This window comes from Paraburkholderia sp. J10-1 (genome assembly GCF_905220165.1).
GTDB lineage: Bacteria > Pseudomonadota > Gammaproteobacteria > Burkholderiales > Burkholderiaceae > Paraburkholderia.
In genome coordinates, this window is sequence record NZ_CAJMYW010000001.1 from 877300 (window position 1) to 890338 (window position 13039).

11 protein-coding genes are annotated in these 13039 nt (G+C 64.9%); 5 read left to right on the forward strand and 6 right to left on the reverse strand.

Going from position 1 to position 13039, the window contains the following annotated elements; genetic code table 11:
* Positions 1-27 precede the first annotated feature (27 nt).
* Positions 28-1065, forward strand: a complete 1038-nt coding sequence (locus U5A65_RS03850) for an ABC transporter permease (protein ID WP_321934655.1) — start codon at positions 28-30, stop codon at positions 1063-1065.
* 45 nt (positions 1066-1110) lie between these two features.
* Here U5A65_RS03850 and U5A65_RS03855 read toward each other — a convergent pair whose 3' ends face one another.
* On the reverse strand, positions 1111-1839 hold the full coding sequence (locus U5A65_RS03855) for a DeoR/GlpR family DNA-binding transcription regulator (RefSeq protein WP_321945525.1): 729 nt from the start codon (positions 1837-1839) through the stop codon (positions 1111-1113).
* Between the two features lie 253 nt (positions 1840-2092).
* Between U5A65_RS03855 and aldA the strand changes: the two genes are divergently transcribed.
* The 4 genes from aldA to U5A65_RS03875 all read left to right on the forward strand — a co-directional run bounded on the left by aldA (position 2093) and on the right by U5A65_RS03875 (position 7934).
* Positions 2093-3514 carry an aldehyde dehydrogenase gene (gene aldA, locus U5A65_RS03860; protein WP_321908090.1) on the forward strand — a complete coding sequence of 474 codons (1422 nt, stop codon included), beginning with the start codon at positions 2093-2095 and terminating at the stop codon, positions 3512-3514.
* Positions 3515-3677: 163 nt separating this feature from the next.
* Positions 3678-5009, forward strand: coding sequence for an MFS transporter (locus tag U5A65_RS03865; RefSeq protein ID WP_415764293.1), 1332 nt, complete (start codon positions 3678-3680; stop codon positions 5007-5009).
* Between the two features lie 13 nt (positions 5010-5022).
* Positions 5023-6240: a mandelate racemase/muconate lactonizing enzyme family protein gene (locus U5A65_RS03870; RefSeq protein ID WP_321945526.1), complete on the forward strand. Its 1218-nt coding sequence runs from the start codon at positions 5023-5025 to the stop codon at positions 6238-6240.
* Between the two features lie 17 nt (positions 6241-6257).
* Entirely contained in the window at positions 6258-7934 is a 1677-nt protein-coding gene (locus tag U5A65_RS03875; RefSeq protein WP_321934657.1) for a choline dehydrogenase, read from the forward strand.
* On the opposite strand, the gene U5A65_RS03880 is transcribed toward U5A65_RS03875, so the two are convergent.
* From U5A65_RS03880 to U5A65_RS03900, 5 genes are all read right to left on the reverse strand, one after another.
* Positions 7907-8785 (reverse strand): LysR substrate-binding domain-containing protein, encoded by an 879-nt coding sequence (locus U5A65_RS03880; RefSeq protein WP_321908574.1) that lies wholly within the window; start codon positions 8783-8785, stop codon positions 7907-7909. The two genes, U5A65_RS03875 and U5A65_RS03880, sit on opposite strands and share 28 nt — an antisense overlap.
* A 90-nt stretch (positions 8786-8875) precedes the next feature.
* Positions 8876-10048: an MFS transporter gene (locus tag U5A65_RS03885; protein WP_321945527.1), complete on the reverse strand. Its 1173-nt coding sequence runs from the start codon at positions 10046-10048 to the stop codon at positions 8876-8878.
* Positions 10049-10055: 7 nt separating this feature from the next.
* Positions 10056-10880, reverse strand: coding sequence for a betaine/proline/choline family ABC transporter ATP-binding protein (locus tag U5A65_RS03890; protein ID WP_321945528.1), 825 nt, complete (start codon positions 10878-10880; stop codon positions 10056-10058).
* 89 nt (positions 10881-10969) lie between these two features.
* Positions 10970-11935 carry a proline/glycine betaine ABC transporter permease gene (locus U5A65_RS03895; RefSeq protein WP_321945529.1) on the reverse strand — a complete coding sequence of 322 codons (966 nt, stop codon included), beginning with the start codon at positions 11933-11935 and terminating at the stop codon, positions 10970-10972.
* A gap of 60 nt (positions 11936-11995) precedes the next feature.
* Positions 11996-13033, reverse strand: a complete 1038-nt coding sequence (locus U5A65_RS03900; RefSeq protein WP_321908078.1) for an ABC transporter substrate-binding protein — start codon at positions 13031-13033, stop codon at positions 11996-11998.
* Between the last annotated feature and the right edge of the window lie 6 nt (positions 13034-13039).

Consider the following 13039-nt stretch of genomic DNA (forward strand, 5'->3'; position numbering starts at 1 on the left):
TAACGTTTTGCCGGACACCGCATGAGCATGAATCAGATAATGAGCACGTCGTCCAACACCGTCGAAGTCGCGCGCCAGCGCGTGCCGCTCAACTGGCGCGCGAAGCTCGCCCGCAATCCCGAGTGGTTCACGGCCACGCTGATCGTCATGACCTGCGTGATCGTGGCCTCCATCAACCCGCGCTTTTTCCAGTGGGCGACGCTGTTCGACCTGCTGCACTCGGCGACGACCACGTCGTTGTTCGCGCTCGGCACGCTTGTCGTGCTGGCTTCGGGCGGCATCGATGTGTCGTTCACGGCCATCGGCGCGCTCACGATGTACGCGATCACGAAGGCCGTGTTCGCGTGGTGGCCCGACGCGCCGTTCGCGCTCATTCTGCTCACGGGCGCGGTGGGCGGCATCGTGCTCGGCGTGATCAACGGCATGCTCGTGCACCGGCTGCAAGCGCCGTCGCTGATCGTAACGATCGGTACGCAATACCTATATCGCGGCCTGCTGCTCACCTTCGTGGGCACGACGTTCTTCATGAACATTCCGCACAGCATGGACCACTTCGGCCGCATTCCGCTCATTGCGTACAAGACCGCCGACGGGCTCAACGCGGTACTGCCCGTTTCCGCGATCGCGCTCGTGGCGGGCGCGATTCTCACGTGGTGGCTGCTCAACCGCACGATGATGGGGCGTGGCGTGTACGCCATGGGCGGCAGCACGGCCATTGCGGAGCGGCTCGGTTTCAACCTGCGCGCGATCCGGCTGTTCGTGTTCGGCTATACCGGGTTTCTCGCTGGCGTAGCGGGCATTTTGCACGTTTCGAACAACCGCCTCGCCAATCCGTTCGACCTCGTGGGCTCGGAACTCGACGTGATCGCGGCGGTGATCCTGGGCGGCGCACGCATTACGGGCGGCAGCGGCACGGTCGTGGGCACGCTGCTCGGCGTCGCGCTCGTTACGCTCATCAACAACGTGCTCATTCTCGTGGGCGTGCCGAGCACCTGGCAGAAGGTGATTGTCGGCGCGTTCATTCTGGTGGCGGGCACGCTGTTCGCGCTGCGCCGGCGTGGCTAAGCCAGCAGGCACTCAGAGCGACCGGCCTTCGTGGCCGGTCGGCGCTTAAGCGCCGTGCGCGCGCAGCGTTTGGCCTTTTTCGGTGATGATGGAACTGAAGTCGTCCATCTGCGAAAAGCGCCACGCTTTCACGACGCCGTATTTGCTTGCGTCCACAACGAGATGGCTTTCTACGGCGCTGGCCATGGCGGCCTGCTTGAGCGCCACTTCGTGGAAGTTCCAGCATGTCACGCCGCGCGCGGCGTCCACACCTCCCGCCGAAATAAACGCCTTGTTGATGCCCATGCGGCGCAGCGTTTCAAGGCTCTCCTCGCCGGAAAACGAGTCCGACGACGGCACATATACGCCCCCCAGCAAGATCATGCGCACATTGGGCATGCGCCGCAGAATCTCGGCCACGTTGAGCGAATAGCACACCGCCGTGATTTGCAACTGCGAAGGGATCAGGCGCGCGAGCGCCGCGAGCGTCGTGCCGCAGTCGATGAACACGGTGTCGTTCTGCGCGATGAGCCGTGCCGCGTGCGCCGACGCTTGCGCCTTGGCCTGCGCGAAGTGGTCCTTTTCGTGCTCGAGCGAGTAGCCGGCGGTGTTGGGCACGTCCTGCGCGCTCACGATATAGCCGCCCAGATACGTGAAACGCTCGGGATTCGCGGCGATGTCACGCCGCACGGTCATTTCGGAGACACCAAGCACGCTGGCGGCATCGCGCAGATGCATGACGTTGTGTTTGGCGAGCGCGTCGGCAAGGGCGCGCAGCCGGTCGGTTTTGGCCATGGAGTGGGTGCTGCGCGCCGGAATGGGCTGCCTTCCGGCGAGCGTTAGATTTGTTTCGTCCGCGTGATCGAATTATAACAAGCACGGCGTGCGAAGGCCACGCGCTTTGCTGCGCGCGGCTGCCGCGCGGCCTTCGGCGAGCATGCGTTTTTCGCATGCTTCGCTCGACAATTAATCGTTTGTCGCGTCCCGATGCCGCACGGATACTGCCCTCTCTCAAGAAGCGGCGGCAACGCCAAACCGGCAGCAATCCATGCGATCAGACCTCAATTTCATCAATGGGCAGTTCGTCGGCGCCGAAGGGCCGCGCATCGCTGTCCATAACCCCGCAACCGGCGACGCGATCGGTCAGGTGAGCGCGGCGAGCGCCGCCGATGCCATTCGTGCGGTCGAGGCGGCGAAGGCCGCCCAGCGTGGCTGGCGCAAGTTGCCCGCCGCCGAACGGGGCGTGATCCTGAACCGTTTTGCGGACGCGATCGTCGCGCGCGCGCCGAAGATCGGCGCGGCGCTGGCCGCCGAGTCGGGCAAGAGCGTCGCCGACGCAACTGCCGAAGCGCAATACGCCGCCGAAATCCTGCGCTACCACGCCCAATGGGCGCGCCGCATCGAAGGCGAGGTGATTCCGAGCGACAGCGCAAACGAAAACCTCATTCTCATGCGCGAGCCGATCGGCGTGGCCGCCTGCCTGATTCCGTTCAACTTCCCCGTGTACACACTGCTGCGCAAGATCGCGCCGGCGCTCATCACGGGCAACGCGGTGGTCGTGCGGCCGAGCAACAACACGCCGTCTTCGGCGTTCGAAGTGGCGCGCGCAGCGCAGGAAGCAGAACTGCCGCCGGGCATTTTCAACGTGCTGGCCATGGACCACGACACGGCGGCCGTGCTCTGCACGCACGCGGACGTCGGCATGATCACGCTCACGGGCAGCGTGAGCGCGGGCCGCAAGGTGCTCGATTACTGCAAGGAAAACATCGCCAAGCCGTCGCTGGAGCTGGGCGGCAAGACACCCGCGATCATCGAAGACGACGCCGATCTCGAAGCGGCCGCAACGGCCATCGTGCGCTCGAAAACCACGCATTGCGGCCAGCTTTGCACGGCGATCGAGCGTGTGTACGTGCACGCCAGCGTGCATGACCGCTTTGTCGCGCTGCTGCGCGAGAAGATGAGCGCCGTGCGCTTCGGCGACCGCGCCGAAGACGCAACCCGTATGGGTCCGCTCGTGAGCGCCAGCGCTCGATCGGCGATCCACGCGATGGTCGAACGCGCGGTGGCGGAAGGCGCGAAGCTCGAAACGGGCGGTTACGTGCCTGAAGGCAAAGGGCATTTCTACCCACCCACGCTGCTCACGCATTGCCGCCAGGACATGGAGATCGTGCAGGAGGAGATCTTCGGTCCGGTGCTGCCGGTGCTGTCGTACGAGACGCTCGACGACGCGCTGCGCATGGCCAACGATCACCAGTTCGGCCTTTCGTCGGTGCTCTTTACGGAGCGCTACCGCTCGACCATGCGTGTGGCGAACGAGATCGAAGCCGGTGAACTGTACGTGAACCGCACGCCCGCCGATCCCTACCAGGGTTATCACGCTGGCTGGAAGCGCTCGGGACTCGGCGGCGACGACGGCAAGCACGGCATGCTCGAATTCACGCAAACACGCCTTGTCGTGATGCCGTTCTGATCATTCGAGTTACTGATTAATCGTTGCAACAACGGCGCCCCTTGCAACGGGTGCCACAAATGAAGAAATAGCGCCTCGCGCGGGCAACCGCCCGCTCGAAGGCGTCAGCCTTGCATGGGACCAGAGTAAGCGTTGAATCGCTGGCTCCGGTCGACAGGAGACAATCTTGCAGAAGTCCATCGGAAAGCCCAATTCGGCGGCTGGTTTGCCGCGCGCCGAAACCTCATCGCACGCGATCGCCGCATCAGGGTCCACGCAGCGCTACGTGCAATTGCTGCTGCTCGTGCTTGCCGCGGGCGGCATCTACCCGCTGCTGTATCTGCGTCAGGTCTATCAGACCACGATGCTCGACGTTTTCCATATCGATAACGCTCAGCTCGGCTATCTCTACTCGGTGCTCGGCATCGTGTTCTTCGTGTGCTATCTGCCAAGCGGCTGGCTCGCCGACCGCGTCGCGCCGCGTCTGTTGATCTGCTTCTCTCTCATCGGCACCGGGGCGTTGGGCCTTTGGTACTCCACGGCGCCCTCGTTCAATGTCCTGCTCGTGATCTTTTGCTGCTGGGGCATCACCACCGGCCTCACGTTCTGGGCCTCGGTGCTCAAGCGCGTGCGCATGATCGCAGCGGCGAATGAGCAAGGCCGGTTCTTCGGACTGCTCGACGGTGGACGCGGGCTCGTCGAGGCGCTGCTCGCCACCGCCGCGCTCGCGCTCTTCGCGGCTGCGACCGGTTCGGGACGCGGTGAAGCAACGGGCCTGCGCCACGTGATCTATCTGTATTCGTTCACGTGTATCGGCCTTGGCGCGTTGATGAGCTTCTTCAAGGATCCCGCGCCCGCGCAGGCTGAAAGCAAGTCGGACGAAGCGAATGCCAAGGGTTCGCTTTGGCGCGATCTTGCGACGCTCGCCTCGATTCCCCAACTCTGGCTCATGGCGGCCGTCGTGTTCTGCGGCTATCAGATCTTCTGGGCGACCTACAGCTTTTCCGCGTATCTCCAGCAAGGCGAGATGCATATGAGCGTCGTGGCTGCCGGCATGGTGACCACCGCGAAACTCTGGATGCGTCCCATCGGCGGCATTGGCGGCGGCTTTCTCGGCGACCGTCTCTCGAACCTGCGCGTGCTGATCTGGGCGCTGTTCCTCGCCGTCGCGGGGCTGATCGGCCTGATCCTGTTGCCTGCGCTGCGCAACATGGCGCTGCTCGGCGCGGTCGTGCTGTTCATCGGGCTCATGACGTATGCGATTCGCGGCCTCTACTGGACGCTGCTCGACTACTGCGCCATTCCCATGCGCATAACGGGCCTCGCCATCGGTCTCGTTTCGCTGATCGGCTATTCGTCGGACATCTTCCTGCCGCTCGTGAACGGCTATATCACCGAGCACTATGCGGGCATGCTCGGCTACCAGATCTATTTCGCCTATGTGGCCGCCATCGGCACGCTCGGCGGCATCGCTGCGCTCGTGCTCAAGCGCATGACCCACTCCAAACCTGCCTGAAACAGCCTGAACCATGAAAGTCGTTGCAATTGAAACGCACATCGTTGCGGTGCCCCCTCCGCATCTCGGCGGCATGTACTGGATCTTCGTCACGTTGAAAACGGATTGCGGCATCGAGGGCGTGGGCGAAATCTACTCCGCCACGTTCCACCCCGACGTGATGGTGCGCGCGATCGAAGACGTCTTCACGCGCTATCTGCTCGACCACGACCCGCATCGTGTCGAGCGCCTGTTCCGCGAGGCGTATTCGAGCGGCTTCACGCAGCGCCCGGACCTCACGATGATGGGCATCGTGAGCGGCCTCGAAATGGCGTGCTGGGACATCATCGGCAAGGCGGCGGACCAGCCCGTGCACGCGCTGCTCGGCGGCATGGTGAACGAGCGTCTTCGTTCGTACACCTACCTGTACCCGAAGAACGCGAAAGGCGAATACGATTACGACGACCCGGACCTCGCTGCACAATGCGCGGCCGAGAACGTGAAGCGTGGCTTCACCGCGGTCAAGTTCGACCCGGCGGGTCCGTACACGGCCTACTCGGGGCACCAGCTCTCGCTCGAAGTGCTCGACCGCTGCGAAACGTTCTGCCGCAAGGTGCGTGAAGCGGTTGGCAGCAAGGCCGACCTGCTGTTTGGCACGCATGGCCAGATGGTGCCTTCTTCGGCAATCCGGCTGGCGAAGCGGCTCGAAAAGTACGACCCGCTGTGGTTCGAAGAGCCGGTGCCGCCGGGGCAGGAAGAGGCCATCGCCAATGTTGCGAAGCGTACGTCGATTCCCATTGCCACGGGCGAGCGCCTCACCACGAAATACGAATTCCACAAGCTCTTGCAGGCGGGCGGCGCGTCGATCCTGCAATTGAACGTGGCGCGCGTGGGCGGCTTGCTCGAAGCGAAGAAGATCGCCACGCTGGCTGAGGTGCACTACGCGCAGATCGCGCCGCATCTGTACAACGGGCCCATCGGCGCGGCGGCGAGCATCCAACTGGCGGCCTGCACGCCGAACTTCCTGATTCAGGAAAGCATTGGCACGTGGGACGGTTTCCACGCGCAAGTGCTCAAGCAGCCCATTCAGTGGGAAGACGGCTACATCATTCCGTCGAAGGCGCCGGGCCTTGGCGTCGAACTCAACATGGACGTTGTGCGTGCGCACTCGCCCTATACGGGCAAGCGTCTGCATTTGCAGATGGCGAGCCAGCCCGCCGACGTGCGCGACACCTCGCCTGCACGCGGCTGATCTGCCGGAGCACACAGATGAACTACGACTACATCATCGTCGGCGCCGGTTCGGCGGGCTGCATTCTCGCGGAGCGGCTTTCCGCTTCCGGCCGGCATTCGGTGCTGCTGCTCGAAGCGGGCGGACCTGACGATTCGTTCTGGTTCAAGATCCCGATCGGCTTCGCCAAGCTGTACTACAACAAGCAGTACAACTGGATGTATTACAGCGAGCCGGAGCCGGAGCTTGCCAACCGGCAGATCTATGCGCCGCGCGGCAAGGTGCAGGGCGGCTCGGGCGCGATCAACGCGATGATCTACGTGCGCGGCGCCGCGCGCGACTACGATGACTGGGCTGCTGCGGGCAATGCGGGCTGGTCGTACCAGGAAGTGCTGCCGTACTTCCGCAAGCTCGAGTCGCATCCGCTTGGCGATACGCCGTGGCACGGCGCGAACGGCCCGGTGCGCATCACGCCGATGAAGGACGGTGCGCATCCGGTCTGCCGCACGTTTGTCGAAGGCTGCACGCAACTGGGCTACGAGCGCAACGACGACTTCAACGGCGCACGGCTCGAAGGCGTGGGTATCTACGACGTGAATACGCGCGACGGCAAGCGCGATTCGAGCAGCGTGGCGTATCTGCATCGCGCGGGGCACCGCTCGAACCTGAAGATCGAGCATCATGCGCGCGCCACGCGTGTGCTGTTCGACGAGAGCAAGCAACGCGCGGTTGGTGTGGAGATCGTTCAGCAGGGCGTAAAGCGCACGTTCCACGCGAACCGCGAAGTGATCGTCGCGGCGGGCGCGGTCGATTCGCCGAAGCTGCTGCAGCTTTCGGGCGTGGGCCCGCGCGCGCTGCTTGCGAAGCACGGCATTAACGTGGTGCACGAGTTGCCTGCAGTGGGGCAGAACCTGCAGGATCACCTGTGTGTGAGCTTCTACTATCGCTCGCGCGTGAAGACGCTCAACGACTCGTTCAGCAGCTGGGCGGGCAAGCTCAAGTTCGGCCTGCAGTATGTGTTCCAGCGCAAGGGACCGTTCTCGATGAGCGTGAACCAGTCGGGCGGCTTCTTCCGCACCAGCGAAGCTGAGGCGCACCCGAACATGCAGCTGTATTTCAATCCGTTGTCGTATCGGATTCCTAAGTCAAATCGGGCGCAGCTCACGCCGGAGCCATACTCGGGCTTTCTCGTCTGCTTCAATCCGTGTCGGCCCACGAGCCGCGGCTCGGTGGAGATCGCTTCGGCGAACGTGGAAGACGCGCCGAAAATTCGCGGCAACTACCTCTCGACGCAGAAGGACCGCGACGAGGCGATTGCAGGCAGCCGCCTCGTGCGCAAGCTGATGACGGCGCGCGCGTTGCAGGACATTACCGTTGCCGAGGTGACGCCCGCAGGCGAAGTGACCGACGACGCGAGCATGCTCAAGTTCTTCCGCGAGCAAAGCGGCTCGATCTATCACCTGTGCGGCACCTGCGCGATGGGGCCGGACCCGCGCACGGCGGTCGTGGACGCGCGCCTGCGCGTGCATGGCATCGAAGGCTTGCGCGTGGTCGATGCATCAATCTTTCCAAATATCACATCGGGCAACACGAACGCGCCCACGATGATGGTCGCGGAAAAGGGCGCGGATCTGATTCTGGAAGACGCGGATCAGGCGATTGCCGCGAAGGCCGTCGCGCAGGGCCGTCAGCGCATGGCGGCGATTTCGTCCTGAAGCCACTGCCGGAAAAGCTTGAGCGGCTTCGAAGCCTTTTGTTCGGGCCGCACGACGAACCAGTATGACTGGCGGCCGTCCACGTGGATGTCGCGCACGGGCGCGAGCAGGCCTTGGGCCAGCTCGTGCTCGATCATGTGGCGGTCGGCCATCGTCACGCCGAGCCCTTCGATGGCCGCGCGGATCGCGTGATCGAGCAGGTCGAATTCGTAGCCGCCCGAGGTGTCCACGTCCTCGATACGCGCTGCGTCGAGCCAGTGCCGCCACGTGAGATAGCGCTGGTTGTCGCCCGCGAGCACGTGCAACAAAGTTTGCTGCGTGAGGTCGACGGGCCCATGAGCGAGCAGCGCGGGCGAGCACACGGCAATGTGCGACTCGTGCATCAGCAGCGAGCTGTCGAGGCCTTCCCATTCGCCATCGCCAAAGCGGATCGCGCAGTCTAGCGCCGTGGAATCGGCCAGACTGTCCTGCAGATGCGTGGTGAGGCTCAGCTCCAGTTCGGGATGGCGCGCGCGCAGCCGCGTGAGGCGCGGCACGAGCCAGCGGCTCGCGAAGGTGGGCGGCGCGTTCACGCGCAGGCGGTTCAGGTCGCTTTTCTGCTGGATCGTGCGCACCGTCAACTCGATGCGGTCGAACGACTGCTGGAGCGTGCGCAGCAGCGCGCGCCCGGCATCGGTCAGTTCGAGCCGGTGGTGATGGCGCTCGAGCAGCGCCTCGCCAAGCTGTTCCTCCAACTGGCGCACCTGGCGGCTCACCGCGCTCTGCGTCACGTTCAGCTGCTCGGCGGCGCGGGTGAAGCTGCCGCTCGTGCCTGCCGCCTCGAACGCCTTCAGGGCGTTCAGCGCCGGCATCTTTCGCTTCAAGGTCGTCTCCTCGCTCCAGGCGCCATCTCGAAATGACGCCTCATGCAAACGACGCAGTATACCGGCCCGCACCGCCAATCAGGCGCCCCGCGCGCGTGAGAGTGCGGCCAGCGCAAGCGTGACGACGAGCGCGAACACGTAAAGCCCGCCCGCCCCCAAAAGACGCATGAACAACGAAGCGACGGTCGGACCGGCCGCGCCGCCGAGCGAGAAGACGAGCAGCAGCGTCGCGCTCGTTTGCACGCGCCGCGCCTGATCGACGCGGTCGTTCACGTCGGAGACGATCACGCCGTACAGCGTGAAGGTGAGCGCGACATAGAGAAAGAGCAGCGTATCGACGAAAGCCGGCGCGCGCAGGACGGCGAGCGCCGCGGCCGCGCACGCGGAGACGAGCGAGATCACGCCGAGCGTGGCGCGCCGCCCGAGGCGGTCGGAGAGCCGTCCCACGGGCCACTGCGAAAGCAGGGCGCCGATCAGCACGACACCCATGGCGCGCGAAATACTGCCAGGCGGATAGCCGATGCGCGCGAGATACACCGGCGTGAGCGCATAGAACGCACTGGAAAGCAGCCCCGCGCCAATGCAGGCCGGCACGCTGCGCGGCGCGGCGCGATGCAACTCGCGCAGGCCGTCGAGCAGCAGCGTGGGGCGCTTGGGCGTGGCGAGCGCGGAGTCCGGCGGCCTGGCTGCGGCCGCGGGCAGGGTGCCTTCGGCCGATTGCCATTCGCCGATCAACGCCACGGGAATGAGCGCGACCACGAACAGGCCGTTCACCAGCGCGTGCTCGAAAATGCCGCCGGGCGCGCCGAGCCCCAGCAGGAACTGCCCGGCGCTCACACCGAGATACGTGAGCACGAGATAGAGCGCGAACGCGCGCCCGCGCCGCTCGTTCGGCACGGCGCCGTTCACGCCGCTTTCGATCGACGTGAACACGCCCACCATGCTGAAGCCGGTAATGAGCCGCAGCACGGCCCAAACGTCAGGGGAATCGAAGGAGAGATAGCCGAGCGCCGCCAGCGCGGCGAGCGCGCCGAAGCCGATGAAGGCGCGCTGCGGTCCGATGCGCCCGACGATGGGCCCAAGCCCCAGCGCGCCGACGATAAAGCCGACGTAGTAGCACGATTGCACGAGGCCGACGGCGAGCGCGGTTTGCTCGCCGTGCAGCATGCGCAGCGAGATCAGCGTCGTGAGAAGGCTGTTCCCGCAAACGAGGATCGTATAGCCGCCCAGCAGGCCGATGAGCGCCCGCATCTACGGCTTAGTGCGTGGTCCCGGCGCGGCGCTCGACGAAGCGCCGCACGTAGTCGTCGGCGGGGCGATGCAGGATGTCGTCGGGGGTGCCGCACTGGATGAGGCGCCCGTCGCGCAGAATGGCGATCTGGTTGCCAATGCGCAGCGCTTCGTCGAGATCGTGCGTGATGAACACGATCGTTTTCTTGAGCGTGGCCTGGAGTTCGAGCAGCTGATCCTGCATCTCGGTGCGGATGAGCGGGTCGAGCGCCGAGAACGCTTCGTCCATGAGCAGCACGTCGGTGTTCGCGGCGAGTGCGCGGGCGAGGCCCACGCGCTGGCGCATGCCGCCAGAAAGCTCGTCGGGGTAGTGGTCGGCATAACCCGAAAGACCGACCTTGCCGAGCCATTCGCGGGCGCTTGCCTGCGCTGCTGCCTTCTTTTCGCCGCGCGTGGCGAGCGCATACGCGGCATTGTTGAGCACCGTCTGGTGAGGCAGGAGTCCGAAGCTCTGGAACACCATGCTCACGCCGTAACGGCGCAGATCGCGCAGGCCGTTGTCGGAGAGTTTGAGCACGTCCTTGCCGTCGATCAGGATCTCGCCCACGGTCGGCTCGATGAGCCGGTTGAAGTGGCGCACCAGCGTGGACTTGCCCGAGCCCGAAAGGCCCATGATCACGAAGATCTGGCCAGAGCCGATCGACAGGCTCACGTCGTTCAGGCCCACGTTGCAGCGCGTCTTTTCGAGGACCTCGGCCTTGCCCGCGCCGCCGCGCAGCAGGTCGAGCGCGCGCTGGCTTGCGTCGCGCGTGCCGAAGATCTTGTAGACATTCTTGACTTCGATGCCGCTCATGATCGTTACCTCATTCCATGCTCATTGCGTATGCGGGATGCGCCGGCCGGATCGCTTCCATTGTGCCGGCGCTTGTGCCTTCGCGTTCGTTATTTGGCCGGCTGGCTCGCCAGGTCGCTGGCCTTGGCTGCTTGCGCGCTGTCGCTTTCCTGCTCCCGAACGCGGCGAAACGGAATGCGCGAGGGCTGCTTCTGCTTGCGCGCGAGGCCGCGTGTGCGCCGGCCCTGGCCATAGCCCTGGCTGATGCGGTCGATCACGATCGCGAGAATCACGATCGCGACGCCCGCCTGCGTGCCCTTGCCCACATCGAGCGTTTGAATGCCCGCGAGCACGTCTTCGCCAAGACCGCGCGAACCGATCATCGAGGCGATCACGACCATGGAAAGCGCCATCATCGTGGTCTGGTTGATACCGGCCATGATGCTGGGCCGCGCGAGCGGCAACTGCACGCCAAACAGCAATTGCATGCGCGTGGTGCCGAACGCGCGCGCGGCCTCGACGATTTCCCCATCCACGTGGCGAATGCCGAGATCGGTCAAGCGAATGAGCGGCGGCAGCGCATAGACGACCGTGGCGAGAATGGCGGGCACCTTGCCGAGGCCGAACAGCATGAGCACCGGGATGAGGTACACGAAGCTCGGCAGCGTTTGCATCACGTCGAGCACCGGCAGCAGCACGCGGCGCAGCCCGCTGCTCGAAGCCGCGAGAATGCCGAGCGGCACGCCGAGCATGACCGAGATGAGCGTGGCGACCACCATCAGCGCGAAGGTCTGCATGAGCTTGTCCCACAGCCCGAAGCAGCCGATCAGCCAGAGCAGGACGACAAACAGCAGCGCCACGCCAACGCGCCGCGACGCATGCCAGCCGAGCAGGCCCACTGCGGCGAGCACGACGACAGGCGGCGTGGCGCGCAACAGGCTTTCGAGCGGCACGAGTATGTCGCGCAGCATGAGCACGCTGAAGTTGTGGAACGCGTCGCCGTAGCGCTGGACGAACGCGGCGACCTGGTCGTTGACCCAGTCGGCGATCGAGAGGTGAAGAAAGGGAGATCCCATGGTGAGCCTCATTCTGCGTGTGTCATGTGATGCGTGCCGTCTTGCGGTCGGTATCGTGGCTTACGTGCGCAGGCCGGCCTGCACGCGCGCCGCGACTTCCGGCGTGACCCATTGCTTCCAGATTTCCGGATGCTGCTCGAAGAACGTGCGCGCGACCGTGGAGGCGTCGAGCTTCTTGTCGTGCATTTGCTGGACCAGTTGCTCGTCGAGCGCGAGCGGCAAGCTGACCTTGCCGAAGAACGCCACCGCGTCGGGCTGCGCATCGTAGAACGGGGTGGAGACCGCGACCTTCAGATGCGACACCTTGAATGCGGAAGCGCACGGCGTGCCCTTCGGGTCGGCGATGGTGTTCCAGCAGGCGTCGGAATACGGCGCACTCTCCAGTTGCACGAAGCGGTACTTCGCCATCAGGCCGGCGGGCTGCCAGTAGTAGAAGAGAATGGGCTTGCCGCGCTCGTAGGCGGAGGCGATGGCCGCGTCGAGCGCGCCGCCGGTGCCGGGGCGGAAGTTCGTGTAGTCGTCGCCGAGCTTGTAGGCCGTGAGCAGGCGATTGTTGAAGCGCTCGCAGTCCCAGCCCGCCGGGCAGTTGTAGAAGCGGCCCTTGCCGGGTTCTTCGTCGTCGGTGAAGAGGGATTTGTACTGCGGCAGTTGCGCGACGGAGCGCAGTTGCGGCGCCATGGGCTTGATGCCGCGCTTCGGGTCGCCGTTGATCACGTAGTCGGGGACGTACCAGCCTTCCTTGTCGCCGCCGGGAATCAGTTCGCCCACGAGCTTCACGCTGCCGTCCTGCAAACCGCGCGCGACGATGGGGCTGCGGCCGGTCCAGTGCTCGGCCCACACCTGCAGGTCGTTTTTCGTGAGCGCCGTTTCGGTGGCGGCCGTGGCGCCGGGCACGACTTCGGTCTTGCAGCCGTAACCCTTCTCCAGCACCGTGCGCACCATTTCGGTCATCAGTGCGCCGCTTTCCCAGGTGATTTGCGCGAGCTTCACGGTTTTGCCTGCCTCGCACCAGCCGGGGGCGGCAAAGCTGCTCGTGGCCGCGCTGGTCAGCGCGAGGGCGGCGGCAATACGTACGCCTGCCAGCGTGATACGTCTCATGTCGTC

What these genes read in the sequence shown, in the direction of transcription:
- U5A65_RS03895 (WP_321945529.1), bottom strand. Translation starts at nt 11,935, where the DNA reads ATGGGATCTCCCTTTCTTCACCTCTCGATCGCCGACTGGGTCAACGAC.
- U5A65_RS03890 (WP_321945528.1), bottom strand. Translation starts at nt 10,880, where the DNA reads ATGAGCGGCATCGAAGTCAAGAATGTCTACAAGATCTTCGGCACGCGC.
- U5A65_RS03855 (WP_321945525.1), bottom strand. Translation starts at nt 1,839, where the DNA reads ATGGCCAAAACCGACCGGCTGCGCGCCCTTGCCGACGCGCTCGCCAAA.
- U5A65_RS03870 (WP_321945526.1), top strand. Translation starts at nt 5,023, where the DNA reads ATGAAAGTCGTTGCAATTGAAACGCACATCGTTGCGGTGCCCCCTCCG.
- aldA (WP_321908090.1), top strand. Translation starts at nt 2,093, where the DNA reads ATGCGATCAGACCTCAATTTCATCAATGGGCAGTTCGTCGGCGCCGAA.
- U5A65_RS03900 (WP_321908078.1), bottom strand. Translation starts at nt 13,033, where the DNA reads ATGAGACGTATCACGCTGGCAGGCGTACGTATTGCCGCCGCCCTCGCG.
- U5A65_RS03885 (WP_321945527.1), bottom strand. Translation starts at nt 10,048, where the DNA reads ATGCGGGCGCTCATCGGCCTGCTGGGCGGCTATACGATCCTCGTTTGC.
- U5A65_RS03880 (WP_321908574.1), bottom strand. Translation starts at nt 8,785, where the DNA reads ATGCCGGCGCTGAACGCCCTGAAGGCGTTCGAGGCGGCAGGCACGAGC.
- U5A65_RS03850 (WP_321934655.1), top strand. Translation starts at nt 28, where the DNA reads ATGAATCAGATAATGAGCACGTCGTCCAACACCGTCGAAGTCGCGCGC.
- U5A65_RS03875 (WP_321934657.1), top strand. Translation starts at nt 6,258, where the DNA reads ATGAACTACGACTACATCATCGTCGGCGCCGGTTCGGCGGGCTGCATT.